This is a genomic window from Dechloromonas hankyongensis, from assembly GCF_022012295.1.
Lineage (GTDB): Bacteria > Pseudomonadota > Gammaproteobacteria > Burkholderiales > Rhodocyclaceae > Azonexus > Azonexus hankyongensis.
In genome coordinates, this window is the sequence record NZ_JAKLTN010000001.1 from 1,584,255 (window position 1) to 1,610,780 (window position 26,526).

A 26,526-nucleotide genomic window follows, 5' to 3' on the forward strand; every position below is an offset into this window, starting at 1 on the left:
GCGTTCGTAAATAACGAGCGCATCAACGCGGATCTATGACGAACCTATAAACATTGCCGGACTCAACAAAGGTTGCGGACCGGCTATTGCCAGACGGAATGAACGTTTTGCCCCGGATGATGTATTCCTTCAGTGAAATACCTACTGGATTGTCTTCTTCAGCTCGGTAACGGTATTCGATCTTGTCAAACACAATCCGATTTGCTTGCTGGCGAATTCCTTCACAGGCCTGAAATAGGCTGGGAAGTTTCCATGCTTGAGGCTTGGGATTTGCTAATCGCATCAGATAGACCGCTTTGTGTCTGACCGCAGTACCGGACGCGGACATCGGGGTGTTTTCCACGCAAGCCCAACCCGGTGCGAAATATGCGGTAGTGCCGATGCCTAGATCGCCATCGTTCACTACTTCGTCCGGGAATGTGGTCACCGTCGAGGGTTTCAAGACGAGGCCATCAATAGCCAGCACACCGTTGCGGATTTCAAGCGTATGGTGGCGGCCACCGGCCGTACCGGACCACGCAAGACGGATACCTTTGTCTCCTCGTACGCTGTATGGGTGAAGGTTAATGCCTTTGCTGTTGAACAACTGTCCAGGCAGCGTGGCATAGTAAGCGCCATATCCGTCAAATACGGTTTCGGCCGAAGCCAGCGCCGGCAACAACAGCAGGAGTCCGAGTAATTTCATTTGTAGGCTTTCCCTGCGGTTGCTTTTAGATAGTCAGCGTCGTGTTTCCAAAAAATGGTTTTCCCATAGGCTGCGGTGGATTCCCACACATACTTGTATGTGCCCCGTACTTTGGAGTTCACCTCCTTCCCCGTTTTTTTGTCGCGTACCTTCCAGTAGATAGTGGTCAGATAGCTTGTCTCTTTGACGTCGAAGATGTTGTGTGCTGGTTCGATTATATGAAATCCGTCTTTTACCTTTGGGTGGTTCTGGTAGTTCGTCTTAAAGTCCAGACCATCCCACCAATACGCGCCATTGGATGGGTCAGTGCCGGTGTTGGCTAGGGCATTACTGGCGCAGTCGAGGGCCAGTGTCATGCCTTTGTCGGCAGCGACTTCCTTTTCGCTTGCGGCCATAAGCTTCTTGTAACGCGGGTTGCCATCTTTGACAGCGTAAGTGTAATTGGGGTCAGCAGCCAGAAGCTGGCCCACGGTTTTTTCTCCCCACGCTCTCGCGCGGTTTGCTACCGCCCAAGCAATGCCGCCGATTTCATTTGCATCGTTTGCACCAGAGGCTTCGCCATAGGCAATTGCAGCCAATTTTCTTGTTTGTGCGTCAATAGTCATACGGCAGGTATCCAGAAAGTCGGTTCGCCAACCTTTGTCATAGGAAAGGCTGCTGTTTCTCCATTTGCTCCTAGTGGCCCCTCATGTAGTTTTTTATCTTCGGAATCAATTCGATAAGCCAAGTTGCTCAGGGAGCCATCTTCACGCTCAGCTACAAAGAAATACTCCAGGTTGTCGGTTTCTAGGAGATTGTCGTGCTGGCCGGAACTTGCCCTTGAGTCTGGTAATTCTTCTAATTTAGCCGGCTGATTCCCCGGCCCCATAAACGCCTGCCCGCTGCCTTTGACCGAGAACTTCCCCGGGCAGGCAAAGGTAATGTTCGACCCTTCGAGGGTGACTGAAGATTGCCCTGCCTGCAGCACGATCTTCTCCTTGGCCAGGATGTGGATTTCGTCGTTGGAACTGGTCACCGTGATCGACTGATCAGCGAGGATTTCCAGGGCGTCGGTGTTGGCCTGGATTGTCTGGCTTCCGGCTTGCGCAATGCTCTTGATGCCGCCGGCGTGGCTGAACCAGCTGGCGCTTTCGCCGGCGGCGGTGGACACGGTATGGGCGCTGGCGATGTGGAAATCTTGCTGGACGGTGGCGTGCAGGTTGGCGCCGGCGAAGAGCAGGGTGCTGGCGGGGGAGGAGAGGCCGATGTCGGACGGGGCTTCGTTGACGATGAATGGCTGGGCGAAGCGTTCGGTCGGGTCGCCGACTTCCCGGCTGCCGGGACGGGCTTTTTTGGCCTCCTGGCCGCCGATACTGCCGGAAAATTTTCCTTCCTGTTGCGGATCGATGGCTTTCAGGAAGGCCTCCTGTGCCGCATTGGCCTTGAGCGGCAAAGCCTGTTGCTGTTGGGCTGCATCGGAGAGGGCTTGGGCTGTTTCGTGTGCTGACTTCAATTGGGCGACCGCTTCGGCCACGTCCATTTGCGTGCTCTGCCCATTCGGTCGGGCGGTGGCCGAGATCAGGATGCCTTCGCCGGCGCGCACGGCCAGCCAGCCGTCGGTGCACAATTCGAAGCCGCTGCCGCGCCAGGCACCGCGGGTGGCCGATTCCGGCGCCTGGTCAATGAGGTGGCCAAGGCCAAGCTGGCCGGCGTTTTCGCTGGTCGCCAGACGGGTACGTAGCTGACCCGGCGCGTCGTCGGTCACCCATTGGTTGAAACCGGCTACGTGGTTGTGGCTCATCCAGCCGGAGAGCACGCCGGGGTGGTTGGCGCCGGCTTCGTGGCCAGCCGAGAAGGGCGGCAGGTCGGCGCCGTTGTAGTTCTGGCCGACGACGATAGGGCGATCGATATCGCCATCGAGAAAATCGACCAGCACCTCGGTCCCGACGCGCGGAAGGAAGTGGCTGCCCCAGTTGGCGCCGGATTGCCATTCGGCGACTCGCACCCAGGTGCCGGATTGATCGTTGCCCGGCGCATTGCCGGTCTTGCCGGCGGTGCGTCCGGCCGGTCCGGTTTCCGACTGGCCGCCGGGATTGGGCGTTGCACCACGTTGCCAAGGAAACTGGATCTTGATGCGGTGATCGCGGTCGGTGGTGATGACCTGGTCGGGCAGGCCGACGACCAGGGCGGTTTGCGGCCGAGTCACTGGCTTGGGCAAGGGCGAGGGGACTACCGCCACAGTTGCCGGCTGGGCGAGCAGGGTGTTGCGATAGCTGCCGGCCTCGACGTCGGCCGAACCCAACAACCGGCCGACCTTGGCACCGAGATTGTTGGCGCCCTGATGGTCGACGGACAGGATGGTGAAACGGGCATCGTCGCCCGAGAACGCATCGTGCTGGAGCAGGGTGATCACCGTGCCTTCGGCCAACTGACGGACCGTGCTGTGACCGGTGAACCGCCGGAAACGCGATTCGCTGGCGGCCAGCGCGAGGTCGGTGCGCAACTGGGCGGCGGCGCTGTCTTCGAATCGGTAAGGACGGGAGGCGTCATGGATTTCCAGTCGCGGCAGTTCGCCATTGTCCAGCGCGCTGTGTGCTTGGGCGCCGGTGGCGACCAGGTTCTTGTAGTCCCAGCCGGCGAGGGTCACGGCGTTGGGCTGGACGGAGCGGGTTTCCTGCCAGACCTGCACGGTATCCGCGGTCTCGGTGGCGTTGTTGCGATGAAAGCGGATGGCCGGCTGGCGGCCGGCAGGCAACTCGGTGTCGCGGTCGAAAACGACGAGTCGATGCCGGGCGTGCGTCGCCTGGTCACCGGCCACGGCGGATTGATCGTGTTCGAAGCGGAAGGACAGGCCTTCTTCAGCGAGCAGGCGGCGGATGAATTCGAAGTCGGTTTCCCGGTACTGCGTCGCGATGCTGTAAGTGCGCAGCGGCTGGGTGACCTGGCTGGCCCAGTCGGCCTCGGGGTAGTCGGCGAGGATCTGCCCGACGATGTCGACGGCGGTCTTGTTCTGGAACAGGTAGCAGTCCCGGCGCTGGGCGAGAAAGGCCAGGAAGGGTTCCATGACCAGCCGGTAGCGGGCGAGGCCGCCGTCGGCGCCCAGTTGCAGGGCCTGGGTGACGTAGCCGTGCCAGGATCGCTTGCTGCCGTCAGCCTGCAGCAGGCGCAGGGTGATTTCCTCGCCAAGCAGCGGGCGCAGATCGAAGTGGGCGTTGGTCGACACGCAGTCGATATCGAAGCGGAAGGATGCGGAAACCGCCTCGTGCCCGGAAAAACGCTCGACGATCAGTGCGGCGTCGGGCAGGGCAGTCTTGAGTTCGAGCAGACGGGCGTGCTGATCGAAGAGTGACGCAAACAGAGTGTCGAGGGTGGGCATATGCATGCCAAAATGAAAATGTCATTGTATGACAAATGGCTTTGTTGGCTCAATTGGAAATTCGCTTTCGACGGATTGCGGAATAGCCATCGGGCATGAACCGATGTTGAGGAGCGGCTGTCGAAATGCCAACCAAGACCCGCTTGCATTGCCCAATGATTTGCTCCCCCGTAAGCTTTTGCCAACCTTCCACGCATTTTCCGTATCGTCGGGCCAATAGCCGATAAGGCCGTATCATTCCCCCATGCTGACCATAGAAATCGTTTCCGACGTCGTCTGCCCGTGGTGCTTCATCGGCCTGCGCCGCCTGTCCACGGCCATTGAGCTGGTGCGCCGGGATATTCCGGATTTCCATTGCCGCAAGCTGTGGCTACCCTTCTTCCTGAATCCGGACACGCCGCCGGAAGGTGAGCCCTACCTGCCTTTCCTGGTCGCCAAGTTCGGGAGCCGGGAGCGGGTTGAGGCTATCTTCGAGCGCGTGCGCGAAGCCGGGCGCGAATACGGCCTAGAATACGCGTTCGACAAGATCGCCCTGCGCGCCAACACGCTGCGGGCGCATCGCCTGATCCACTGGGCGCAGCAGCGCGGCGATGCCGAAGTGCTGGTCGAGCGTCTGTTCGTTGCTCAGTTCCAGCGTGGCGAGCCTATCGGCGATCTCGGCTTACTGGCTGCCATCGCTGGCGAATGCGGCTATCCGGCCGACGAGGTCGCTGCCTACCTTGCTTCCGACCGGGATGTCGAACTGCTGCGCGCCATGGAGGCAGAAATCCGGGCTGTCGGCATACGCTCGGTGCCCACTTTCATCGTCGACCGGAAGCGCGTGGTAGTCGGCGCCGAAGACCCTGCGGTGCTAGCCGCAGCCATCCGCGAAACCATCGCACGGGGCTGAGTTCGGTGCTCAGCCTGCTTGGCGGACGGCCAGTTCGGCGGCGCGGCGGATGCTGGCCGGCACGCCGCCGATGCCCCAACGGTCGGGATGGGCATGCTCGATGTGCACGCGGATACGTTCCGCATCGGCGTTGAGCAGGTGGGCGGTGATGGCCGTCAGTTGGGCGATGACGCGATGCAGTTGCTCGACCGGACGGCCTTCCATCAGGATCATCTTGATGAAGGGCATTTCGGCATCATGCCGCGGCGTCTGGGCCAGCACTTCGCTGGCCGGCTCGCCACCGATACCCCACAAGTCGGGGTCGATTTCGGTGACCCAGACTTCGAGCCGGTCCTTGGGGGCGGCCAGGATGTCCGACAGGGCCTGGGAGGTTTCGCGAATCCAGCTTTTCAGGTTTTGGCGGGGATGTCCGCTCAGGACGTGCAGATTGGCGACGGGCATTTTCTTCTTCTCCTTGGGTTAGGGCAGGCCGCGTCGGCGGCCGGCGTCGAGCATCAGGCTGGAACCGGTCATTGCATCGGCTTCCGGGGCGAGCAGTAGGGTCACCGCCCAGGCGATCTGCTCCGGGGTGCTGAGGATGCCGAGCGAGGATTCAGCGCGCATTTCGTCGAGGACGTTATCGGTGCTGCACTGGCGTTGTTCGGCGCGGGTGGCGGCGACCCGGCGCAGGCGCTCGGTGTCGGCCGGGCCGGGGACGATGGTGTGCGCGGTGATGCCGCGCGGGCCGTAGGCCAGGCTCAATTGGCGGACGACGTTGAGGATGGCGGCGTTGGCGACGCCGGCCGCCGCCGCATAAGCCGTCGGCTCCAGGCCGTAGTGGCCGCTGATGGCGACGATGCGCGAACCGGGCGCCAGATGGGCATCGGCTGCCCGCACCAGGCGCAGCAGGCCGCCGACCTTGATGTTGACGGCATCGACCATCGATTCGGTGGGCGCCGTCAGGATGCCGCCGGCGACGGCTACCCCAGGGCCATGCACGACCATGCGTACCGGCTTGTCGATGGCGGCGCCGATGGCGGCGATGGCCGAGTCGTTGCCGATGTCGGCGGCACATGGGCGGATGCCCGGATGGCTGGCGGCCAGCGTTGCCAGGCTGTCGGCTGAGCGGGCCACGGCGAGGACACCCAGCCCGGCAGCGAGCAGGCGCTGGGTGATGGCGCTGCCGAAGGCGCCAGTGGCACCGACCAGGATGGCACACTCGTCTCGCTCTACGTAGGGCTTCACGGTGCGACTCCTGCCGCGGCATCCTTGAGTAGTCCGCGTTCCTTGGCCATGGTCATCGCGGTGTCGATGATCATGTCCTCCTGGCCACCGATCATCTTCTTGCGGCCGAGTTCGACCAGGATGTCGCGGGCCGGGATGCCGAAGCGCTGGGCGGCCCGGTTGGCATGCAGCAGGAAGGTCGAATAGACGCCGGCGAAACCCAGGGTCAGCGACGAGCGGTCGACGCGGACGATGTGGTCCATGATCGGGAAGATTACGTCCTCGGCCATGTCCATCAGCTTGAACAGGTCGCAGCCGGTGTCGATGCCCATCCGTTCGCAGACGGCGACGAAGGCTTCGAGCGGCGTGTTGCCGGCCCCCGCACCCAGCCCGCCGACCGAGGCGTCGATGCGGCTGGCCCCGGCTTCGATGGCGGCGATGGAGTTGGCGATGCCCATGCCCATGTTGTGATGGCCGTGGAAACCGATCTCAGTTTCCGGGCTGAGCACATCGCGCAGGGCACTGACGCGGGCTTTCACGTCGGCCGGCAGCATGTAGCCGGCCGAATCGGTGATGTACACTGTCTGCGCACCGTAGGATTCCATCAGCTTGCCTTGCTGGGCCAGGCCTTCCGGCGTGTTCAGGTGGGCCATCATCAGGAAGCCGGTGCTGTCCATGCCCAGCTTGCGCGCGAAGGCGATGTGCTGCGGCGAGGTGTCGGCTTCGGTGCAATGGGTCGCGACGTGCACGCTGCGGGCACCGCAGTCGTAGGCCGATTGCAGTTCGCGCATGGTGCCGAGGCCGGGCAGCAGCAGGACCGAGACCTTGGTGCGCTTGACGGCGTTGCACACGGCGGACAGGTATTCCTCGTTGCTGTGCGGCGCGAAGCCGTGTTGCAGCGAATTGCCGCCCAGCCCGGCACCGTGGGTGACCTGGATGTAGGGGACGCCGGCATCATCCAGCGCGGTGGCGATCTTGACCATCTGCTCGATGGAAATCTGTTCGCGCTTGGCGTGCATGCCGTCGCGCAGGCACATGTCGTGGACGATGACCTTGCGGCCCTTCAGATTAACTTCACTCATGCTGCAACCTCCATCGGCTTGAGCTGGATGCTGCCGGCCAGGATTTCCTCGGCGAACATTTCGGCGGTGCGAGTGGCGGCTGCCGTCATGATGTCGAGGTTGCCGGCGTACTTGGGCAGGTAGTCGCCGAGACCGGCCACTTCCATGAAGACGGTGACCCGCTTGCCGTCGAACAACGGGCCATTGACCAGGCGATAGCCGGGCACGTACTTCTGCACTTCCTTGATCATGGCGAGCACCGATTCGATGATGCGTGGCTCGTCCGGCGTCTCGTCGGTCAGGCAGGAGATCGTGTTGCGCATCATCATCGGCGGTTCGGCCGGGTTGATGATGGCCAGCGCCTTGCCCTTGCGGGCGCCGCCAACGACCTCGATGGCATTCGAGGTGGTGTAGGTGAATTCGTCGAGGTTGGCGCGGGTGCCGGGGCCGATCGATTTCGAAGCCAGGCTGGCGACGATTTCACTGTAGGCCACCGACTGGATACGGGAGACGGCGTTGACGATGGGGATGGTCGCCTGTCCGGCGCAGGAGATCATGTTCACGTTCATCTCGACCTTCTCGGCGTGCTCGCGCAGATTGACCGGCGGCACGCACAGCGGGCCGATGGCGGCAGGTGTCAGGTCGATCATCATCACACCCAGCTCGTTCAGCTTGCGCGAGTTCTCGGCGTGAACGTAGGCCGATGTGGCGTCGAAGGCGATCTGGATGTTGTCATCCAGCACATGTGGCAGCAGGCCGTCGACACCGGCGGCGGTGGTCTTCAGGCCCATCTCGCGGGCGCGGGCCAGGCCTTCGGATTCGGGGTCGATGCCGACCATCCACACCGGTTCAAGGACGGGGCTGCGCTGGATTTTATAGATCAGGTCGGTGCCGATGTTGCCGGAGCCGATCAGGGCGCATCGTATTTTTTTCATGGTGGCCTCTTGGTTTAGAGCTTGATGCAGACGTTGCGGGTCTCGGTGTAGAACTCGAGCGAATGAACACCGCCTTCGCGGCCGATGCCGGATTGCTTGGAGCCGCCAAAGGGGGTGCGCAGATCGCGCAAGAACCAGCTGTTCACCCAGGTGACGCCGACCTCGACCTGTTCGGCGACGCGGTGGGCGCGTGACAGGTTCTCGGTCCAGATGGTGGTCGCCAGGCCGTAGTCGTTGGCGTTGGCGAGTTCGATCACCTCGTCCTCGCTGTCGAAGGGGCGGATATGGCAGCAGGGGCCGAAGATCTCTTCGCGTACCACGGCGGCAGTTTCGAGGAGCCCCGTCCAGATGGTCGGCTGCACCCAGCTGCCGCCGGCCAGGTCGGCCGGCATGTCGGGCACGCCGCCACCGGTGACCAGCGTGGCGCCTTCGTCGATGGCCTTCCGGTAATAGGAGAGCACCTTGTCGCGGTGTTCCTGGCTGATCAGTGGGCCATAGGTGCTGGCGTGGTCTTCCGGGCGTCCGTAGCGCACTGCTTCGACCTTGGCTTTCAGGGCCTGCACGAAACGCTCGAAAATCGGACGCTCGACATAAACACGCTCGGTGCCGAGGCAAACTTGGCCAGTGTTGAGGAAGGCGGAGCGGAAGATGCCGTCGACCGCCGCCTCGAAATTGCAGTCGGCGAAGACGATGCCGGCATTCTTGCCGCCCAGTTCGAAGGACACGTCGCGCATGCCTTCGGCCGCCGCCTTCATGATCGCCGTGCCGGTGCGCGTTTCTCCGGTGAAGGTAATGGCATCGACGCCCGGGTGGCGGGTCAGGTAGGCGCCAGCGGAATCGGGGCCGAAGCCGTTGATGACGTTATAGACGCCCTTGGGGATGCCGACGCTGTTCATGACCTCGCCGAGCAGCGTGGCGGTGAGCGGGGTTTCCTCGGACGGCTTGACGACGACCGTGTTGCCGCAGGCCAGCGCCGGGCCGACTTTCCAGGTCATCAGCAGGAAGGGGGCGTTCCACGGCGAGATGACGCCGATCACCCCCTTGGGGTTGCGGATGGCGTAATTGAGTGCCCCCTTGCCGTCCGGCGTCGCCATGCGGAAGGACTCGGTGGCAACGTTCTTGATCACGTCGGCGAAAACCTTGAAGTTGGCCGCGCCGCGCGGGATGAAGACGTTGGTCATGACGTGCGACGGCTGGCCGGTATCGGCCATCTCGGCGGCGACGAAATCGTCGAAGCGGCGGGTGATTTCGTTGGCTACGCCGTAGAGCAGGTCGACGCGCTGGTCGGTGGTCAGCTTGCCCCATTCACCTTTCAGCGCGGCGCGGGCAGCGGACACGGCGGCGTCCACCTCGACCTGGCCGGCTTCGGCAATGTGGGCGATGACGCTACCGTCGACCGGTGAACGTTTGTCGAAATAGCGGGCGGTGGGCGAGGCGGTGAATTCGCCGGCGATGAAGTGGTGGATGCGTGGCGGCTGGCTCATGGCTGCTTCCGGAAATTGAGGGCGTGTGGGTGCTGCGGCAGTCGGCGACTACGCGTGGCGGACGGTGAAGGAGGGGGCGGCCGCTGCCGGCCGCCCGGGACGATCAGGTCACGACGGTGAGGAAGGTCTCGTGCAGCTTGCGCTGCGGGTAATCCAGGCCGCCGCCGGCCCCGAGGCCGTCGAAGGTCCAGGTCGTCGGCTCGTAGTCGGGGTAGGGCTGGTAGCCGCCCATGAAGGTCTCGAAACGGTTGCCCGACGGGTCAAAGGCATAAATGGTGCAGCCGCGGGTGATGCCGTGGCGGGTCGGGCCGATGTCGATGGGCACGCCGTTCATCGACATGATGTCGCTGGCGCGCAGCACTTCTTCCCAGCTGTCGAGCAGGAAGGACAGGTGATGCAGCTTGCCCGGCTCCGGGTGTTCGACGAAGGCGATGTCATGCACCTTGTGCGAGCAGGACATCCAGATGGCGGCGTTGGTTTCGTTGTCCGGGGCGAGCACGCGCTCGACCAGGTAGAAGCCGAGCACCTCGGTGAAAATCTTTTGCACCTCGGCGATGTTCGGGCCGTAGAGCAGGCAGTGGTCGAGGCGGACCGGGGCGATGCCATTTTCGGACGCCTTGGTCCATGGCGCCGGGTTGGTGACCTGCAGGCCGTTGCCGACCGCCTTTTTCTCGGCGTACAGCTCGATCAGGTGGCCGGAGGGCAGTTCGAAGCGGACGCGCTCGCCGGTCGCCAGCATCTCGCCGGCCGGAATGCGCTCGGTTTTCAGGCCGTAGGCCTTCAGATCGGCTTCCATCTTGTCGAGGGTGGCCTTGTCGCGCACCTTGAAACCGAAGAAATCGAGCCCGGCGCGGTCGGCTTGGCGCAGCACCACGCTGTTGTGGTCGCGCTCGTCCCAGCACTTCAGATACACCCGACCCTGGGCGTCGCGCCCGGTTTCCACCATGCCGAGGATGTCGCGGTAGTGGTGCACTGCTTCTTCCAGATCGAGGACCCGGATGGCTCCGTGTCCCGGTCGCAAAACGCCTGTCATTGCCATTGTCTACACTCCTTTGTTTATCGAATGGGCCATTCGTCGATGGCTTGGTTTTTCAAGTTTTCAATACGATCCGGGCACCCCGGCCGCCGTGCTGTCCGGCTTGTAGCTCCGGCATAGCGCCGTGGTCGCCGCGGTGAGCAGCAGGGCATCGATGCCGACGGCGACGAAATTGGCGCCGGCTTGGCGGTAGCGGTCGTTCAACTGCCGGTCGCTGCACAGCACGCCGCCCGCCTTGCCGGCCGCCCGGGTGCGGCGCAGGCCGTGCTCGATGGCGGCGACGATCTCCGGGTGCGTGGACTCGCCGAGATAGCCGTAGGAAGCAGCGAGGTCGGCCGAGCCGAAAAATACGCCATCGACTCCGTCTACCGCCAGTATGTCGTCCAACTGCTCGTAGCCGGCCTTCGTCTCGACCTGCACAAGCAGACACATCTGGTCGTTGGCGAGGTGAGCGTAATTATCGATGCGCCCCCAGCGCGAGGCGCGGGCCAGCGCGCTGCCGACGCCGCGGATCCCGGCCGGCGGATAGCGCATGGCCTCGACCAGACCCTGCGCCTGCTCGGCCGATTCGACCATCGGGATGAGCAGCGTCTGGACGCCGGTTTCCAGCAACTGCTTGATCAGCACGTGGTCGCCCTGCGGCGGGCGGACTACCGGCTGGGTCGGGTAGGGGGCCAGCGCCTGCAGTTGCGACAGGATGCTGCGCAGGTCGTTGGGGCCGTGCTCGGCGTCGATCAGCAGCCAGTCGAAGCCGGCACCGGCGCAGATTTCGGCGCTGAAGGTCTCGCCCAGCCCAAGCCACAGCCCGATCTGGTCACGACCGGCCTGCAATGCGCTCTTGAACTGGTTGCTCGGTATTTTCATCGCCTCTCACCTGAAATCGATCGCCCCGGAAAATGCCTGCCGGGGATGTTGGGATCAATTAAACGTGATGCCGGGGATACCGTCCAATACCGTTGAAATCGACAGGTGATACGGGAAAGGTATGACTGGAGCTTCCGGAAGGGCAGATAGCTGGCTTGGCCCGGAACACGCGCAAATTATTGTGCCCTGTTTGAAACGTGGAGAGGATTGCCTGCATCCAATGGGTTAAAGACAAAGGAGCCTGTCATGATCCCGGACCAAGCACCCTCCACCCACGCACCGAGCGCCGACCTCGATCTGGCGCAAGCCGTCGCGGCGGGCGACCAGGAAGCCTTCAAGACCCTGATGCGGCGCCACAACCAGATGCTGTTCCGTACGGCGCGCAGCATCCTGCGCGACGACCGGGAAGCCGAGGAGGTGGTGCAGGATGCCTACCTGCTCGCCTACCGGAGCATGGGCCGCTACCGCGGCGAGGCCCGGCTGTCGACGTGGCTGATCCGCATCGTGGCCAACCGGGCCATCCGCCGCCGGCAACGCCTGGGCCGCGACCGGACGATCTTTGCCGCGGGAGACGCCCCGCTAGGCGAGGAGGACAACATGGCCGAAAGCACTTTCCAGAACCCCGAAGCCGCCGCCGCCAACGGCGAATTGCGGCACCTGCTCGAATCGCACATCGACCGGCTGCCCGACCTGTACCGGGAGATTTTCGTCCTGCGCGGCGTCGAGGAACTGAGCAATGAGGAGACTGCCGCGATCCTCGGCATACCCGAGGCGACGGTGCGTACCCGCTTCTTCCGCGCCCGGCATCTGCTCAGCCAGGCGCTGGCCAAGGATATCGACGAGGTCTTCGGCGAGGTCTATGCCTTTGCCGGCGACCGATGCGACCGGATCGTTGCCGGCGTGCTGGCACGCCTGGCGCGGAAATCCGTTTGAGCAGCCGAGGGCTGCACCCCACAGGAGAACTACCATGAACGCACTGATCAAGCACGCCATCGCGGCGGTCGAACCGCGCCGCACTTTCCTCGGCCAGGCCGGCCTCCTGCTGTCCGGCACCGCCATTGCGCTCCTCTCCGGCCGCGAGGCGCTGGCCGCCCAGGCCGGCAAGGCGGCCGACAGCGACCTGCGTATCCTGAACACTGCGCTGGGGGCGGAACTGGAAGCCATCGCCGCCTACCAGGTCGGCGCCGAAAGCGGCCTGCTGCAAAAGCCGGTGCTCGATCTGGCGGTCACCTTTCAGGGCCATCACAAGCAGCACGCCGACCTGCTCGCCGCCACCATCGCCAAGCTCGGCGGCCGGGCGGTCAGCGCCAAGGACAAATACAGCTTTCCGGTCGACACGCTGAAGAACCAGACCGATGTGCTGCGTTTCGCGGCCGGGCTGGAAAAGGGCGCGGTCAGCGCCTACCTGGGCGCCATCCCGCTGTTCGGCAACCGCGACCTGGCCAAGGCGGCGGGCAGCATCCTCGGCGACGAGGCGATGCATTGGGCGGTGCTGCGCCAGGCGGTCGGCGACGTGCCGGTGCCCGACGCCTTTGTGAAGTGAACCGGAGAAGCGGCGGCGATGGGCACGATCCGTTCGCTGGGCTGGCTGCTGCTGGGCGCCACGCTGGCCGGCAGCGCGGCGGCGGATACCTCCGCCGCGGCCTATGCGCGCGGCGCCCTGGTCTATGAGCGCTGTGCCGCCTGCCACGCCCTGGACACCGACCGGACCGGGCCGCGCCATTGCGGCCTGTTCGGCCGGCGGGCGGGCAGCGTTCCCGGCTTTGCCTATTCGCCGGCCATGCGCCGTGCCGGCTGGGTGTGGAACGAGAAAACGCTCGACCGCTTCCTGCGCTCGCCGCTCACGGTCGTCCCCGGCACCAGCATGGGCTACGATGGAGTAAAGGACGACGGCGAGCGGCGGGACCTGATCGTGTTCCTGCGCGAAGCCGGCGGCGCGGCGCGCTGCCAGAATCTGCCGGCGGGCGCCGGACGCCTGCCGTAAAAGGAGGACACGGAGATGAGCACTTACAGCACACGCTTGATCGGCAGCGAGCTGGTCGCCGAGCGGACGATGGCCTTCCATTTCGAAAAACCGGCCGATTTCGTTTTCCGGGCCGGTCAGGCGATCGACCTCGTCCTGCCGACGGTTGAGGAAAACGGCCAGGCCGCCCGCCACGCCTTCTCGCTGGTCAGCGCCCCGCACGAGACCCGGCTGAGCATCGCCACCCGCTTGCGCGGTAGTGCCTACAAGGAGGGCCTGCACGCGCTGGCGCCGGGTGCCGGCGTGCAGGTCGACGGCCCGTTCGGCAGCCTGACCCTGCACAAGGACGTGGCCCGCGACGCCATCATGATCGCCGGCGGGATCGGCATCACGCCCTTCGTCAGCATGCTGCGCCAGGTGGCGCAGCAGCGCCAGGAACGGCGCTTCGTGCTGGTCTATTCCAACCGGCGGGCCGAGGATGCGGCATTCCTCGACGAACTGCTGGCCTTGGCGCGCGACTACCCCGGCCTGCGCTTCATCCCGACGCTGACCCAGGCCGACAACGTGCCGCCGGGCTGGACGGGGCGCATCGGCCGGATCAGCGGCGCGCTGCTCGCCGAGGTCGCCGCCCAGGCGCCGATCTACTACGTGGCTGGGCCGCCGCCCTTCGTCGAGGCCATGCAGGACGATCTGTGCCGCCACGGCGCCGACGAGGACGATATCCGCAGCGAAGGCTTCTACGGCTATTGACGGGCCGGGCGCGCCATCCGGGAGAGCGGCATGTTCGACTACGATTCCGCAGCCATCGCGGCCATCCTGGGCACCAGCCTCGATGCGGTGTTCACCATCGACGCGCAGGGCCTGATCGTCGATACCAACCCGGCGGCGACCCGGATGTTCGGCTGGCAGCGCGAGGAGTTTCTCGGGGCCAATATTTCACTGATTGTGCCGTCGCCGCTCAAGGAAAAGCACGACGGTTTCCTGCGCGCCTTCCGCCCGGACCGCGGCGTCAAGCATGTGCTGGGCAGCGGCCAGCGGCTCGACGGCTTGCGCAAGGACGGCTCGCGCTTCCCGGTCGAGGTCGGCATTTCCGCCTTCGAGCGCGACGGACAGCGCTACTTCACTGGCTTCGTCCGCGACATGAGCGAACGCCAGCACGCCGAGGACCGCATGCGCTACCTCGCGCTGCACGATGCGGAGAGCGGCCTGCTCAACTACCGCGGCTTCGCCGAACAGTGCGCCGCCGCAGCCGGCGGCGAGCGGCGCATGGCGGTGTTCCGGATCGAGGAATTCCGGCGCTTCTCGGTGGCCTACGGCGAACGCTGGAGCATCGCTACCGTGCAGGAAATCGCCGCCCGCCTGGGCACAGCCCTGGCACCCCACGAAATCGCCGGGCGCGTGCGCGAGGACAGCTTCGCACTGTGGCTGGGCGACGATGCCGGGACGCGGATCGAAACCCTGGCCGCCGTGCTGCGCGAACCCTATGCGCTGGACACGACCGTCTTCCTGCTCACCGTCACCTTCGGCCTGTCGGCGCCGGGTGGCGACTTCGCCAGCCTGCTGCGCACCGCCCAGTGGGCCTGCTATCGCGCCGGCGCGGCCGGTCGGGGCGGCATCAACGCCTTCGCCGAGGGCCTGCAACAGTCGGTGGTGCGCGAACTCGGCATCGAATCCCGGCTGCGCGAGGCGGTGCGCGACAACCTCCTGACGCTGGTCCTGCAGCCCAAATGCCGGCTGGCCGACCGGCGCATCGTCGGCGCCGAGGCGCTGGTCCGCTGGTCCGACCCGTTGCTGGGGGCGGTGCCGCCGGCCGAATTCATCCCGCTGGCCGAACGCCTCGGCCTGGTCGGCAAGATCACTGACTGGATGCTGCAGCGCAGCCTGGCCGAGATCGCCGCTTGTCCCGACCCGACGATCAGCGTCGCCGTCAATTTCTCGGCGCTGGATTTCTACCACCCCGACTTGGTCGTCCGCCTGTGCGACTCGCTGGACAAGGCAGCGGTGCCGCCGGACCGGCTGGTCGTCGAGCTGACCGAATCGGCCGCGGTGCACGACGTGCCCCTGGTCAACGGCAGGCTGCAAGCGTTGCGCGCGCTGGGCGTCGGCATCTCGCTGGACGATTTCGGCACCGGCCATACGGCGCTCGCCTACCTGCGCCAGTTTGCCGTCGATTCGCTGAAGATCGACATCGCCTTCGTGCGCGATCTGCCGGACAGCTCGCCGGCCCTCGGCGTCACCCGGACTATCGTCGCGCTGGCCCGGGGGCTGGGGCTGGAAACCATCGCCGAGGGCGTCGAAACCGAGGCGCAGGCCGCCACGCTGCGCGAGCTGGGCGTCGATGTCGGCCAGGGCTTCCTGTTCGGCCGCCCGCTGCCGCCGGCCGAATTCCATCGCCGGGTGCGCGAGCAGATGGAATCGGCCCGGCTTTAGTACCGGCTTTCCTAAGTCAGGAAGCGGTGCTGGACCAGAAACGCGCCGGCCCCGGCGAAGTAGCCGATCAACGCCAGGCCGCTGATCCTTTTCACGTACCAGAAGAAGCTGATCTTCTCCAAACCCATGGCCGCGATGCCGGCCGCCGAGCCGACGATGAGCACCGATCCTCCGGTGCCGGCGCAATAGGCGAGGAACTGCCACAGGAAGTGGTCGGCCGGGAAGTCGCCCAGACTGTACATGCCCATCGCCGCCGCCACCAGCGGCACGTTATCGACGATGGCGCTGAGGATGCCGATGAGCAGAACGATCACGTCTTGCCGGCCGATGGCCTGATCGAGCCACTGGGCGAGGGAAGCCAGGACGTGGGCGTGTTCGAGGGTCGCCACCGCCAGCAGGATGCCGACGAAGAACATGATGGAACTCATGTCGATGCGGCTCAAGGCATGGCCCAGCGTCAGGTGCTGCCTGAAGTCCGCATCGTGCTTGCGCTGCATCAGGTCACCGACCAGCCACAGGATGCCAAGGCCGAACAGGATGCCCATGAACGGCGGTAGGTGGGTCACCGTCTTGAAGGCCGGCACCGCGACCAGGATGCCGAGGCCCAGGCCGAACATCAGGTTCCTTTCGAAATCGGTGGTACACGAACCGTTGCCGTTCTCCGACCCGGCGACCGGCACGACTGCCCGCCCGCGCAACAGCCAGGCTGCAATGGCCAAGGGCAGGATCAGGCTGACCAATGCTGGCACCAGCACGGACTGGATGATGGCCAGCGCCGTGATCTGGCCGCCGATCCACAGCATGGTGGTCGTCACATCGCCGATCGGCGACCAGGCGCCGCCGGCGTTGGCGGCGATGACGATGATGCCGGCGAAGAACCAGCGATCCTCGTCCCTGGCCAGCAGTTTGCGCAGCAGCGATACCATGACGATGGTCGTCGTCAGGTTGTCGAGTATGGCGCTGAGGAAGAAGCTCACGCCGCCGACCAGCCAGAGGAGCGTCGCCAGGCTGGAGGTGCGGATGCGCCGGGTAATGATCTCGAAGCCGTTGTGGGCGTCCACCACCTCGACGACGGTCATCGCGCCCATCAGGAAGAAGACGATCTGCGCGGTCGCCGCCAGCGACTCGCCCAGTTCATGGCTCACCTGCTGGGGGGCGGTTGTCGCCACGGCGTAGAGGGTCCACAATAGTCCGGCGCCGAGCAGGGCCGAGGCGGACTTGTTGATCCGCAGCGGATGCTCGAGCGCAATGGCGGCATACGCCACGACAAAAACGGCAATCAGGGCAGTTTCCATGTCAGGCGCTCCGCAGGTTGTCGCTCGACCGGCTACTTGCGGCACAGGGCGCTTCGCAACGGGCGCGGAATGCAGCCGGTTGGCGGGTGACAAGGGAGTAAAAATCGCGCAGCGAATGCTGCCGAGGGGCGCAATAAGGGTTCATGGGTGCTCTCGATTGACCCGTGCGGCGGCCCGACCAGCACGAAAACCCTGTCCGCGTTCGTCTTGCCGTGCGGACACCCAAGGCACGATTATACCGGACGTCCCCTCATCGTTCTCAATGGTCACAAATCCGCAGGCGGCGTTTGCTCAGAGTGCGCGATGGATACTGGCATCGCGATACTACGAAAATCGTCCACCCGCGCCGCCGGGCTGTAATGACATCATGCTGCAAAATGCGTAAAGTCTGACGCAGCCGCAGCTGCCGTATGGCTTGGCTGATATGACAGGAGGCAAAATGGCGTACGAATCATCCGACGACAGTCCGGTGTTCTTATCGACCCTGGCGGCGGGACGCAATCAGCGCCGCTTCGCCTTGGCCGCCGTGCTGGTGTCCGCTGCGCTCTTCCTGTGCGCCGTACCCTTTGCGAAAGTCCCGCTGGTTCCGGTACCGGCCTTCATCCCGATTTACGAATCGGCCCTGGTGATCAACGATTTGATCACTGCTGTTTTCCTCTTCGGCCAATTCGGCATCCTGCGCTCCCGGGCGCTGTTTGTGCTGGCTTGCGGGTACCTGTTCACCGCGTTCCTGACGATTCCGCATGCGCTGACCTTTCCGGGGCTGTTCTCGGCTACCGGCCTTCTCGGCGCCGGCCCACAGACCACGGCCTGGCTATATACCTTGTGGCATGGCGGTTTTCCGCTCTATGTGATCACCTACACGCTGCTCAAGGGCAAGACGCACGCAACGGTTCCGTCACGCGATTTTCCCTTGAGCACCATTCTGTCCGGTGTCGCAGCCGTCCTGATCGCGGTGTGCGGCATCACCGCTCTGACGACAGCCGGGCACGACCTGCTTCCTGCGCTGATGCTGGGCAATCACTACACCGTGGTCGGCAGCATCGTATTTACGATGACCTGGGTCTTGAGCATCATCGCCTTGGCGATCCTGTGGCGGCGAAAACCATACTCGGTGCTGGACGTGTGGCTGATGGTCGTGCTGTGCGTGTGGATCTTCGATATTGCACTGTCTGCGGTCCTCAACGGCGGCCGTTTCGATCTCGGCTTCTACGCCGGCCGGATTTACGGGCTGCTGGCGGCCAGCTCAATTCTTCTCGTGCTGCTGCTCGAGAACCTGGTGCTCTACATCCGCCTCGCCGAAGCGCATGACCGAGCCAGGCACGAGGCGGTCGAACTGGAACGGCTGCGGGTACAGTCCGACCGGCGCGCCGAAGAGCGCACCGCGGCACTGGAGGCGCTTAACCACAAGGACGAGGAAATCCGCGCCATCGTCGAAAACCAGGTCGACTGCGTCATCACCATCGATACCCGTGGCATCGTGCGCAGCACCAACCCGGCGCTCGAGCGCGTGCTCGGCTTCGCCGCCGCGGAGGTCATCGGGCACAACGTCTCGATGCTCATGCCCGAACCGCATCGCAGCATCCATGACAGCTATCTCGCCAACTACCTGGGCACCGGCGAAGCCCAGGTCATGGGTATTGGGCGCGAGGTGGAGGGGCGGCACAAGGATGGCCGCCTGATCCCACTCGAATTGGCCGTCAGCCAATATGTGGTGCGCGGCGAACGTTTTTTTGTCGGCACCCTGCGCGATATCCGCGAGCGCAAGCGTTTCATCGCCGAACTGACCCGGGCGCGGGCCGATGCCGAGCAGGCCAACCGCGCCAAGTCGGACTTCCTGGCCGCCATGAGCCACGAGATCCGCACGCCGATGAATGGCGTTGTCGGCATGATCGACGTCCTGCACCAGACCAGCCTGAAGGGCTACCAGGTCGAAATGGCAGATCTCATCCGCGACTCGGCATTCTCGCTGCTGACCATCATCGACGACATCCTCGACTTTTCCAAAATCGAGGCCGGCAAGCTGGAAATCGAACGGGCGCCGTTGGCGGTGGCCGATGTGGTCGAAAAGGTTGCCGGCTTGCTGGATCGCCTGGCCGAGAAAAAAGGGGTGGAGCTGACGCTGTTTACCGATCCGTCGATTCCGCCGGAAATTCTGGGCGACGCCCTGCGCCTGCGTCAGGTGTTGGTCAATCTGGCCAACAATGCGATCAAGTTTTCCAGCGGCGGCGAGCGTTCCGGTTCGGTCGCCATGCGCGCCGTGCTCGCCGAACGCGATGCGGAGAAGGTCGTGATCGAGTTTCAGGTCACCGACAACGGCATCGGCATGGACGACGAGACCATGGCGCGCTTGTTCGCTCCCTTCAACCAGGCGGATGTGTCGACCACCCGGCGCTTCGGCGGGACCGGCCTGGGGCTTGCCATTTCCCGCCATCTGGTCGAACTGATGGGCGGGACGATCACGGTGCGCAGTACGGTCGGTACAGGGGCCACCTTTACAGCGTCCATCCCGTTTGCGACCTTGGCCGCCGAGGCCGACACGGGTCAGGCAGGATCAGCGGTCGCCGGGGTCCGCTGCCTGGTCGTCGGCGCCGCGTCGGGCCTGGCCGCCGATTTCGCGGCCTATCTCGCGCACGGCGGGGCGACGGTCGAGCAAGCGCCGGATCTGCCAGCGGCAGCTGACCGGGCCGCCAGTTTGGCGCCCGGCCTATGGGTGTGCGTCATCGTCGGCGACGACCAGCGGCCGTCGGCCGACGCGTTGCACTCCATCGGCGGAACCCGCTCCGACCTGATGCTGCGCTTCGTGGTGGTCGGGCGCGGCACACGGCGGCGGCCGCGAGCCGAAGCCAGCGGTGTGGTGCAGGTCGACCGCAATGTCCTGACGCGCCGGATGCTGCTGAAAGCGGTGGCAATCGCCGCCGGGCGCGCCGAAGAAGACGATGTCATCCCGCAATCCGGCAAAATCAGCGCTCCGATCAGCCCGCCGTCACGCGAAGAGGCCGGACGATCCGGGCGCCTGGTCCTGGTCGCCGAGGACAACGAAACCAACCAGAAGGTCATTCTGCAGCAGCTCCATCTGCTCGGCTTCGCAGCCGATATCGTCGGCAATGGCCACGAAGTCCTGGAACGCTTGCCGGAGGAAAATTATGCGGCGCTCCTAACCGACCTGCACATGCCCAAAATGGACGGTTATCAGCTGACAACGGCGATCCGCGCACAGGAACAGGGCACCCGGCACCTGCCCATCATCGCCTTGACCGCCAACGCTCTCAAGGAAGAAGCCACGCACTGCCGCAGCGTGGGCATGGACGATTATCTGAGCAAACCGGTGCAGCTGGCCGACCTGCAAGCGATGTTGAAGAAATGGTTGCCGGCGGCCGAAACCGGACCGGGCCCGGCCGTGCCGCAACACGCCGCGGGCAAGCATGTGACGCCGGTCGATATCGACGTGTTGAAGACCTTGGTAGGCAGCGATCCCAAACTGATTCGGGAGCTTTTGCAACTCTTCCAGACCACCGCTGCCCAAACAGCTGTGGAGTTGAAACGCGCCTGCGCGAGCGGCATGGCCGCGAAGGTCAGTGCGGAGGCGCACAAACTGAAATCCTCTGCCCGTTCCGTGGGCGCCTTCGCGCTCGGTGAGTTGTGTGCGCAGCTGGAAGCCTCCGCCAATAGCGGCCGGAATGAACAATTATCCGTACTGCTGCCTCGTTTCGAGGAGGAAATGGCGCACGTGGAGACTTATCTCCAAGTCTGTTTCGCCCATTCGCCGACGTAATCGAGGAATGACCATGATCGACAAATCGGCCATCCGGATTCTCGTTCTCGATGACGAGCCCTTCATGCTCCAGCTGATTGCCCATATGCTGGCCAGGCAGGGTTTTACCCAGGTGACGACTTGCGATACGGCGCGCGCCGCCCTGGAATGGGTCGGCAGTGCGCAGCGTACGCCGGATTTGATCCTGTCCGACCTCAACATGCCGGAAATGGACGGTATCGAGTTTGTCCGCAAATTGGTCGAGCACCATTACGCCGGCAGCCTGATCCTGGTCAGCGGGGAAGGGGAGCGCTTGCTGCAGACGGCCGAGAAATTGGTCGAAGCGCATCGGATCACGCTGCTCGGCCATCTCAACAAGCCGATTTCTCCGGACGGACTGGCCAGACTGCTGGAGAAGTGGCTGCCGCCCGCTCCGAAGGTGCCGCGCCCGACCAAGAAGATTTACGGGGTGGACGAGGTGCGGGCCGCCATCGCCAACGGCGAGCTGATCAATTTCTACCAACCCAAAGTGGCCCTGGCCACCGGACGGGTGGTCGGAGTGGAAACCCTGGTCCGCTGGCGCCATCCGGCGGATGGCCTGGTATTTCCGGACCAGTTCATCGGCGTTGCGGAAGAACACGGCCTGATCGGCGACCTGACGCGCGCCGTGCTCTACGCCGCGTTGGCCCAAGCCAAGGACTGGCAGGAAGCCGGACTGGAGTTGCGGGTGGCGGTGAACGTGTCGATGGACAACCTGACTTCGCTGGAATTCTCGGGTCTCGTCACCGGGCTGGTGGCGGCGGCCGGCGTAGCGCCGCAGAAAATCGTGCTGGAGGTCACGGAAAGCCGGCTGATGGGCGACTTGCGAACGCCGCTGGAAATCCTGACCCGCCTGCGTTTGAAGCGTTTCGGTTTGTCCATAGACGATTTCGGGACCGGACATTCGTCGCTGGTCCAGTTGCGCGACATTCCTTTCAATCAGCTGAAAATTGATCAGAGCTTTGTGCATGGCGCCCATGCCAACGAAACGATCCGGGCGATCTATTTGGCCAGCATCGGGCTGGCGAAACAACTGGGCATGGAAGTGGTCGGCGAAGGGGTCGAGGACCTGGCCGACTGGGATTTCCTGCGTCAAACTGGCTGCGACCTGGCGCAGGGCTATTTCATCGCGCGGCCCATGCCGGCGGCCGATCTGCCCAGCTGGATGGCCGAGTGGAAAGCTCCCGGCGCAGGCTAACGGCTTAGCCGGCGGGGATTGTGGCGGAAACCAGGACCTTGTCGACCCGATTGCGGTCCATGTCCATCACTTCGAAACGCCAGCCCACCGCTTCGCAATGGTCGGTGGGGGCCGGAATGCGGCCGAGCGTGTGCATGATGAAGCCGCCGAGGGTATGGAAGCTGCGCTCGTCTTCCCCGGGCAGGTCGGCCGCGATGGCGAGCGAGGATTTCAGGCGTTCGATGCTGACGTCGCCGTCGACCAGCCACGAGCCGTCCTCGCGCTGCACGATGTCGCGGTCTTCCGGCGCGGCCGGCACCGATAGTTCGCCGACGATGGCGGACAGGACGTCGGTCAGCGTCACCAGGCCCTCGACCTCGCCGTATTCATCGACGATCAGGGCGAACTGGAGGCGGGAGTTGCGAAAATTCTCAAGCAATTGGGTGGTCGTCACCGATTCCGGGACGTAGAGCGGCGGCAGCAGGACGGCCTCGACATCCGCCGCGGTGATGCAATGGCCGGGCACTGCTTTCCGGAGCAGGTCGCCGGTCTGCAGGACGCCGAGTATGTGTTCCAGGCCGTCGCGGCATACGACGACCCGGGAGAACTCAGTGTCGACGATCTGGCGGCGCATGTTTTCCTCGTCGTCGGCGAGGTCGATGACGAACATGTCGCGGCGGGGCGTCATGATGGCGGCGATGCGCTGCTCGTCGAGGCGCAGCACGTTGGCGACGATCTCCTGCTCGCTTTCGTGGAAGACGCCGGCTTCGGCACCTTGCTCCATCAGCACCTTGATCTCGTCGTCGGTGACCGGCGGCTCCTCCTTGCGGCGGGCGCCGAGCAGGCTCAGGATGGCGGTGCACGACGACGACAGGACAACCACGAGCGGATGGGCGATCCTGGCCAGGACCATCATCGGGCGGGAAATCAGCGAGGCGATGCCTTCCGGTGCCAGCATGGCCAGCCGCTTCGGCACCAGTTCGCCGACCACCACCGAGAAATAGGTCAGCGCGACCACGGTGATGGCCAGCGCCACGGATCGGGCATGGGGGGCGAGGAGCGGCACGGCGGCCAGCATGTCGGCCAACGGGTCGGCCACCGCGGCTTCGCCGATGGCGCCGCTCAGGATGCCGACCGACGTGATGCCGACCTGGATGGTGGACAGGAAACTGGACGGTTCGTGCTGCAGCGCAAGCGCCGCCTGCGCGCCCGGGCTGCCGTCATCGGCCAGCGTCTGCAGTCGGGCCTTGCGGGACGACACCACGGCAATTTCCGACATGGCGAAGACGCCATTGATGAGGATTAGTACGAGGAGTAGCGCTATGTCCATGGGTGAAGCCCACCTGCACCCAACGGTGCTCGGCTTCGGTGTTGAAATGCCGTGGATTGTAGCAGGCGCCTTTCCCGGCGCCGGACCGACGGCGGATGGAGCCGAACGGCCTTGACGCCCGGCTCGAAAAAGGCCAGGCGGTCGCAAAGGGCGTCCGCTGTCACTTTACGGCGATGACAACGTGGGCCTGGATCTTGCCATCGACGGCTCCGACGCCGAAGCGTCCGGCAATCGCTGCCGCCGCGACCTCGGTGGCTTCGCCCAGGCGCGAAGCATCGCGGGCCTCGATCTCGTTCCTCAAGGGCGTTCCCTGGCAGTAGGCAATCGCCGGGATGCGGCCAGAGGCGGCACGGCTGCGCGCGGCGACGGTGTGGAACTGGGGCGGGCGGCTGAATCCGGCCGTCGCCAAATCCCGCTCGATGATCTGGCGGTCGTGGTAGCCGTGCGGCGTACGCGCCAGGAAATGCGGCGGATTTTCCGGGAAGATGGCTTCCAGGGCCGTCGTCACGACGTCGGCAAATTCGTTGTCGGCGATCCGGTCCCACACATTGAAAATGAACACGCCGCCCGACCTGAGCACCCGGCGCACCTCGGCGAAGGCTGCGGACTTTTCGGGAAAGAACATGGCGCCGAACTGGCAGACCACGGCATCGAATGATTCGGCGGCGAAGGGCAACTGCATCGCGTCCGCCTGACGCCAGGCGACGGGACGCTGCGTGCCCACGCTCAAGGCATGATCGAGCATGGCCTGGTTCAAGTCCGTGGCGACGATGGTGACGGTGTCCGGCAAGGCAGCAGCCAGAGCGCGTGTCACCACGCCGGTGCCGGCCGCGATTTCGAGTATGCGGGAAGGCGCCTCCATGTCGAGCCGCCCCACCAAGTCGCCGGCATAGGGTTCGAAAATGAGCGGCACCAGATAGCTGTCGTAGAGGCGTGGAATGGAACCCGCAAAGCGCTTGTCTTCGTCAATATCAGGCATGGATGGCCTCCGCTTCGCCATATTCACAATCCAATAGACAAGTCGGGCAAGGAATCGGTTTTGGCGAATTGCTGCATGTGGAGCGCAGGCCGCGGTCTACCATCAGGTCAGGCAGCCGCTTGGGCTATAGTGGTTTCCTTTGTCCTCACGAAGCATGCATGCGACTCCTTGCCTTCCTGGCGGCTCTCGCCATTTTGCCGGGTGCCGCCTACGCCAAGCCGGCCTTTACCGGACCGGACTTCAGCGGTACCTACGACTGCACCGGGCAGGACAGCCACGAGGGGCCCTATACCGGCGTCGTAACGCTGGCGCGGGTCGACAGCCAGAGCACCGGACCCCACGGCGCGTATGCATTCAAGCTGGAAGTTCCGGGTTATGGCAGCTATCCCGGCCATGCCGCGTCACGGGGCAAGACCATGGCGATTCATTTCGCCAACACCGACCCGGCCCCCAAGGATTTCGGGACCGGAATCGCCTCGTTTGCCAGGGCCAAATCGGGCAAGTGGTCTTTCGCCAAGTATTACTACGAACCCGAATTCAAGGGCGGCAATTTCGGGACCGAGGTGTGCACGCAACGCTAAACGGGCAGCTTGGCAGGCAGCCGCTCTGCGGCGCACTTCTGGCTGTTTTTTTCCAATCAGGTCACCCGCCCGAGACGGTCTTGAAGGTCTGCCGGTAGATAGGCAGGCGCGGTCCGCCAATGGCTACCGCCCGTTCCGCGGCTTCGCGGGCGGCCGGCTGGTTTCCCCGTTCGTGCAGGGTCTGGGCGAGGTTGTTCCAGGCGTCGCCGGATGCCGGATGCTCGTCAACCGCTTGACGGAAGGCGGCTTCGGCTGCGGCCAAGTCACCTCGCCGGTAGGCAGCATTCCCGATTCCGATGCGGGCGAGAAGATTGCCCGGCCAGGTCTTCAAGGCAGTACCGTAGGCTTTCTCGGCGGCTTCCGGGACGACGCGCTCCAGTGCGACCGCCGCCGCCACGTAGTCGGTTTCATTGGCGGCGGCCGGAAGCTGCTCGGGGGGCAGAGCGACAAACGCCCAGCGCCCGGCTTTCGCCCAACTGCGGTCGAAAGCTCCAAGGTCCATGACGAGGCGCTTCTCGACGCCGGAGCGCAGTATCACCTGTCCGGCGGGCAGGTCGTAACCTACCGCCACCGCGTAGTGCCACTGGGGCGCCCAGTCGAAGCGCAAATTCTGCAACACCACCACCGGATGCCCCGCTGCCAGTTCCTTCAGCAGCGCCTGCGGCTCGGGAGCAAGGCGGTAAGGAATGGCGCCCGCGCGGCGAACGGCCGCCAGCATTTCGGGCTGCAGGCTGCCTTGCCGGGCAGGGATATAGACCTCATCCCGTAATTGGTCCGGGCTACGCCGGATGCCGACGCTCGCCAAGGCCGTGGCCAAGGCTGCCGGGCCGCACTGGTAGGCTTCCTGCGGATGGAAAGGCACATCCTGCCTTTCCGCCCGTTCGGGAAGCGAATCACGAGGTGCGGTATCCCAGCCGGCCGGCGGGAGACCCGCACACGCTGCCAGGGCCAGAACCGCGGCGGCACTCAGGCAGCGTGAGAGGAGTCCCACATCAGACGAGGATGACTATCAGGATGGCAACGAGCACGATGAGTATCCATTCCGTAGTAGTGATATTGCCCCCCGCCGGCATCGCATCGATGCGTTGGGCAAGGGCATGGATTTCCTGCTGATCGAGGGCCGCCACGCGCTGGGCGGCAAAGACCCCGCCGACACCCATGGCCTGCAGCCGATCCTTGACGGTGGCCTGTTCGAGGAAGTGCTGCACCTTGGCTCGCTCGGCATCAGCGGACTCCTGGGAGGCTGCTTCCGGGGTGGTCACCAGTTCGGCGCGCACGAGAGGGGTGTGGAAACCGACAGCCAGCGCAAGCAGGGCCGTCTGGACGAAGCGAACAGAAGTTTTCTTCATCTTCTTCTCCTGAGGTTGCGACGTATTTTTTCGACATCGCCCTGTCAAAAAAAATTCCGTTGAATTTTTGTGGAAGACCCGGGGCGCTTCGCGACCGCTGGCGTCGGTGCGCCGACG

At 64.4% G+C, this 26,526-nt stretch carries 24 protein-coding genes; 9 read left to right on the forward strand and 15 right to left on the reverse strand.

Annotation, left to right across the window (positions count from 1 at the left end; genetic code table 11):
• Positions 1-22: 22 nt before the first annotated feature.
• The 3 genes from LZ012_RS07520 to LZ012_RS07530 are packed head-to-tail and all read right to left on the reverse strand — an operon-like array spanning position 23 to position 4,040.
• Positions 23-685 (reverse strand): hypothetical protein, encoded by a 663-nt coding sequence (locus LZ012_RS07520; protein ID WP_275709184.1) that lies wholly within the window; start codon positions 683-685, stop codon positions 23-25.
• The gene (locus LZ012_RS07525; RefSeq protein WP_275709186.1) at positions 682-1,290 is read right to left on the reverse strand and encodes a hypothetical protein; all 609 of its coding nucleotides are present in this window, start codon (positions 1,288-1,290) and stop codon (positions 682-684) included. The genes LZ012_RS07520 and LZ012_RS07525 overlap by 4 nt, the downstream gene beginning before the upstream one ends.
• A complete protein-coding gene (locus LZ012_RS07530; protein ID WP_275709188.1) occupies positions 1,287-4,040 on the reverse strand; it encodes a type VI secretion system Vgr family protein in 2,754 nt (917 codons plus the stop codon). Before LZ012_RS07530 ends, LZ012_RS07525 begins: the two co-directional genes overlap by 4 nt.
• A gap of 244 nt (positions 4,041-4,284) precedes the next feature.
• Between LZ012_RS07530 and LZ012_RS07535 the strand changes: the two genes are divergently transcribed.
• A complete protein-coding gene (locus tag LZ012_RS07535) occupies positions 4,285-4,929 on the forward strand; it encodes a DsbA family oxidoreductase (RefSeq protein WP_275709190.1) in 645 nt (214 codons plus the stop codon).
• 9 nt (positions 4,930-4,938) lie between these two features.
• On the opposite strand, the gene LZ012_RS07540 is transcribed toward LZ012_RS07535, so the two are convergent.
• The 7 genes from LZ012_RS07540 to hpaI all read right to left on the reverse strand — a co-directional run bounded on the left by LZ012_RS07540 (position 4,939) and on the right by hpaI (position 11,512).
• Positions 4,939-5,370: a tautomerase family protein gene (locus LZ012_RS07540; protein WP_275709192.1), complete on the reverse strand. Its 432-nt coding sequence runs from the start codon at positions 5,368-5,370 to the stop codon at positions 4,939-4,941.
• 18 nt (positions 5,371-5,388) lie between these two features.
• Positions 5,389-6,153: an SDR family NAD(P)-dependent oxidoreductase gene (locus LZ012_RS07545; RefSeq protein ID WP_275709194.1), complete on the reverse strand. Its 765-nt coding sequence runs from the start codon at positions 6,151-6,153 to the stop codon at positions 5,389-5,391.
• Positions 6,150-7,214, reverse strand: coding sequence for a 4-hydroxy-2-oxovalerate aldolase (gene dmpG, locus LZ012_RS07550; protein WP_275709196.1), 1,065 nt, complete (start codon positions 7,212-7,214; stop codon positions 6,150-6,152). Before dmpG ends, LZ012_RS07545 begins: the two co-directional genes overlap by 4 nt.
• Positions 7,211-8,128 (reverse strand): acetaldehyde dehydrogenase (acetylating), encoded by a 918-nt coding sequence (locus tag LZ012_RS07555; protein ID WP_275709199.1) that lies wholly within the window; start codon positions 8,126-8,128, stop codon positions 7,211-7,213. Before LZ012_RS07555 ends, dmpG begins: the two co-directional genes overlap by 4 nt.
• A 14-nt stretch (positions 8,129-8,142) precedes the next feature.
• Positions 8,143-9,612 (reverse strand): 2-hydroxymuconic semialdehyde dehydrogenase, encoded by a 1,470-nt coding sequence (locus tag LZ012_RS07560; RefSeq protein WP_275709201.1) that lies wholly within the window; start codon positions 9,610-9,612, stop codon positions 8,143-8,145.
• Positions 9,613-9,715: 103 nt separating this feature from the next.
• Positions 9,716-10,651 (reverse strand): catechol 2,3-dioxygenase, encoded by a 936-nt coding sequence (locus LZ012_RS07565; RefSeq protein WP_275709203.1) that lies wholly within the window; start codon positions 10,649-10,651, stop codon positions 9,716-9,718.
• Between the two features lie 60 nt (positions 10,652-10,711).
• On the reverse strand, positions 10,712-11,512 hold the full coding sequence (gene hpaI, locus LZ012_RS07570) for a 4-hydroxy-2-oxoheptanedioate aldolase (RefSeq protein WP_275709206.1): 801 nt from the start codon (positions 11,510-11,512) through the stop codon (positions 10,712-10,714).
• Positions 11,513-11,758: 246 nt separating this feature from the next.
• Between hpaI and LZ012_RS07575 the strand changes: the two genes are divergently transcribed.
• The 5 genes from LZ012_RS07575 to LZ012_RS07595 are packed head-to-tail and all read left to right on the forward strand — an operon-like array spanning position 11,759 to position 15,905.
• A complete protein-coding gene (locus LZ012_RS07575) occupies positions 11,759-12,445 on the forward strand; it encodes an RNA polymerase sigma factor (protein WP_275709209.1) in 687 nt (228 codons plus the stop codon).
• 34 nt (positions 12,446-12,479) lie between these two features.
• Positions 12,480-13,055 (forward strand): ferritin-like domain-containing protein, encoded by a 576-nt coding sequence (locus LZ012_RS07580; protein ID WP_275709211.1) that lies wholly within the window; start codon positions 12,480-12,482, stop codon positions 13,053-13,055.
• Between the two features lie 18 nt (positions 13,056-13,073).
• On the forward strand, positions 13,074-13,496 hold the full coding sequence (locus LZ012_RS07585; RefSeq protein ID WP_275709214.1) for a c-type cytochrome: 423 nt from the start codon (positions 13,074-13,076) through the stop codon (positions 13,494-13,496).
• A gap of 15 nt (positions 13,497-13,511) precedes the next feature.
• The gene (locus LZ012_RS07590) at positions 13,512-14,225 is read left to right on the forward strand and encodes a ferredoxin--NADP reductase (RefSeq protein WP_275709216.1); all 714 of its coding nucleotides are present in this window, start codon (positions 13,512-13,514) and stop codon (positions 14,223-14,225) included.
• Between the two features lie 30 nt (positions 14,226-14,255).
• Positions 14,256-15,905 carry a putative bifunctional diguanylate cyclase/phosphodiesterase gene (locus tag LZ012_RS07595; protein ID WP_275709218.1) on the forward strand — a complete coding sequence of 550 codons (1,650 nt, stop codon included), beginning with the start codon at positions 14,256-14,258 and terminating at the stop codon, positions 15,903-15,905.
• Between the two features lie 11 nt (positions 15,906-15,916).
• Here the strand turns inward: LZ012_RS07595 and nhaD are convergent, their stop codons facing one another.
• Positions 15,917-17,200 (reverse strand): sodium:proton antiporter NhaD, encoded by a 1,284-nt coding sequence (gene nhaD / locus LZ012_RS07600; RefSeq protein ID WP_275709220.1) that lies wholly within the window; start codon positions 17,198-17,200, stop codon positions 15,917-15,919.
• Positions 17,201-17,639: 439 nt separating this feature from the next.
• Here nhaD and LZ012_RS07605 point away from each other — a divergent pair, with 439 nt between their 5' ends.
• Positions 17,640-20,975, forward strand: a complete 3,336-nt coding sequence (locus tag LZ012_RS07605; RefSeq protein WP_275709223.1) for an MASE4 domain-containing protein — start codon at positions 17,640-17,642, stop codon at positions 20,973-20,975.
• 13 nt (positions 20,976-20,988) lie between these two features.
• A complete protein-coding gene (locus LZ012_RS07610; RefSeq protein ID WP_275709225.1) occupies positions 20,989-22,191 on the forward strand; it encodes an EAL domain-containing response regulator in 1,203 nt (400 codons plus the stop codon).
• Positions 22,192-22,195: 4 nt separating this feature from the next.
• Here the strand turns inward: LZ012_RS07610 and LZ012_RS07615 are convergent, their stop codons facing one another.
• Both LZ012_RS07615 and LZ012_RS07620 read right to left on the reverse strand, forming a co-directional pair.
• Positions 22,196-23,500: a hemolysin family protein gene (locus LZ012_RS07615; RefSeq protein WP_275709227.1), complete on the reverse strand. Its 1,305-nt coding sequence runs from the start codon at positions 23,498-23,500 to the stop codon at positions 22,196-22,198.
• Positions 23,501-23,660: 160 nt separating this feature from the next.
• Positions 23,661-24,479: a class I SAM-dependent methyltransferase gene (locus tag LZ012_RS07620; protein ID WP_275709229.1), complete on the reverse strand. Its 819-nt coding sequence runs from the start codon at positions 24,477-24,479 to the stop codon at positions 23,661-23,663.
• A gap of 158 nt (positions 24,480-24,637) precedes the next feature.
• Between LZ012_RS07620 and LZ012_RS07625 the strand changes: the two genes are divergently transcribed.
• On the forward strand, positions 24,638-25,060 hold the full coding sequence (locus LZ012_RS07625; RefSeq protein ID WP_275709231.1) for a hypothetical protein: 423 nt from the start codon (positions 24,638-24,640) through the stop codon (positions 25,058-25,060).
• Between the two features lie 61 nt (positions 25,061-25,121).
• On the opposite strand, the gene LZ012_RS07630 is transcribed toward LZ012_RS07625, so the two are convergent.
• Entirely contained in the window at positions 25,122-25,922 is an 801-nt protein-coding gene (locus LZ012_RS07630; protein ID WP_275709233.1) for a PA2778 family cysteine peptidase, read from the reverse strand.
• Positions 25,923-26,052: 130 nt separating this feature from the next.
• Positions 26,053-26,409, reverse strand: coding sequence for a PA2779 family protein (locus LZ012_RS07635; RefSeq protein ID WP_275709235.1), 357 nt, complete (start codon positions 26,407-26,409; stop codon positions 26,053-26,055).
• Positions 26,410-26,526: the final 117 nt, after the last annotated feature.

Coding starts and splice junctions, on each gene's coding strand:
- LZ012_RS07520 (WP_275709184.1), bottom strand. CDS start 685: ATGAAATTACTCGGACTCCTGCTGTTGTTGCCGGCGCTGGCTTCGGCC.
- LZ012_RS07525 (WP_275709186.1), bottom strand. CDS start 1,290: ATGACTATTGACGCACAAACAAGAAAATTGGCTGCAATTGCCTATGGC.
- LZ012_RS07530 (WP_275709188.1), bottom strand. CDS start 4,040: ATGCCCACCCTCGACACTCTGTTTGCGTCACTCTTCGATCAGCACGCC.
- LZ012_RS07535 (WP_275709190.1), top strand. CDS start 4,285: ATGCTGACCATAGAAATCGTTTCCGACGTCGTCTGCCCGTGGTGCTTC.
- LZ012_RS07540 (WP_275709192.1), bottom strand. CDS start 5,370: ATGCCCGTCGCCAATCTGCACGTCCTGAGCGGACATCCCCGCCAAAAC.
- dmpG (WP_275709196.1), bottom strand. CDS start 7,214: ATGAGTGAAGTTAATCTGAAGGGCCGCAAGGTCATCGTCCACGACATG.
- LZ012_RS07555 (WP_275709199.1), bottom strand. CDS start 8,128: ATGAAAAAAATACGATGCGCCCTGATCGGCTCCGGCAACATCGGCACC.
- LZ012_RS07560 (WP_275709201.1), bottom strand. CDS start 9,612: ATGAGCCAGCCGCCACGCATCCACCACTTCATCGCCGGCGAATTCACC.
- LZ012_RS07565 (WP_275709203.1), bottom strand. CDS start 10,651: ATGGCAATGACAGGCGTTTTGCGACCGGGACACGGAGCCATCCGGGTC.
- hpaI (WP_275709206.1), bottom strand. CDS start 11,512: ATGAAAATACCGAGCAACCAGTTCAAGAGCGCATTGCAGGCCGGTCGT.
- LZ012_RS07575 (WP_275709209.1), top strand. CDS start 11,759: ATGATCCCGGACCAAGCACCCTCCACCCACGCACCGAGCGCCGACCTC.
- LZ012_RS07580 (WP_275709211.1), top strand. CDS start 12,480: ATGAACGCACTGATCAAGCACGCCATCGCGGCGGTCGAACCGCGCCGC.
- LZ012_RS07585 (WP_275709214.1), top strand. CDS start 13,074: ATGGGCACGATCCGTTCGCTGGGCTGGCTGCTGCTGGGCGCCACGCTG.
- LZ012_RS07590 (WP_275709216.1), top strand. CDS start 13,512: ATGAGCACTTACAGCACACGCTTGATCGGCAGCGAGCTGGTCGCCGAG.
- LZ012_RS07595 (WP_275709218.1), top strand. CDS start 14,256: ATGTTCGACTACGATTCCGCAGCCATCGCGGCCATCCTGGGCACCAGC.
- nhaD (WP_275709220.1), bottom strand. CDS start 17,200: ATGGAAACTGCCCTGATTGCCGTTTTTGTCGTGGCGTATGCCGCCATT.
- LZ012_RS07605 (WP_275709223.1), top strand. CDS start 17,640: ATGGCGTACGAATCATCCGACGACAGTCCGGTGTTCTTATCGACCCTG.
- LZ012_RS07610 (WP_275709225.1), top strand. CDS start 20,989: ATGATCGACAAATCGGCCATCCGGATTCTCGTTCTCGATGACGAGCCC.
- LZ012_RS07615 (WP_275709227.1), bottom strand. CDS start 23,500: ATGGACATAGCGCTACTCCTCGTACTAATCCTCATCAATGGCGTCTTC.
- LZ012_RS07620 (WP_275709229.1), bottom strand. CDS start 24,479: ATGCCTGATATTGACGAAGACAAGCGCTTTGCGGGTTCCATTCCACGC.
- LZ012_RS07625 (WP_275709231.1), top strand. CDS start 24,638: ATGCGACTCCTTGCCTTCCTGGCGGCTCTCGCCATTTTGCCGGGTGCC.
- LZ012_RS07635 (WP_275709235.1), bottom strand. CDS start 26,409: ATGAAGAAAACTTCTGTTCGCTTCGTCCAGACGGCCCTGCTTGCGCTG.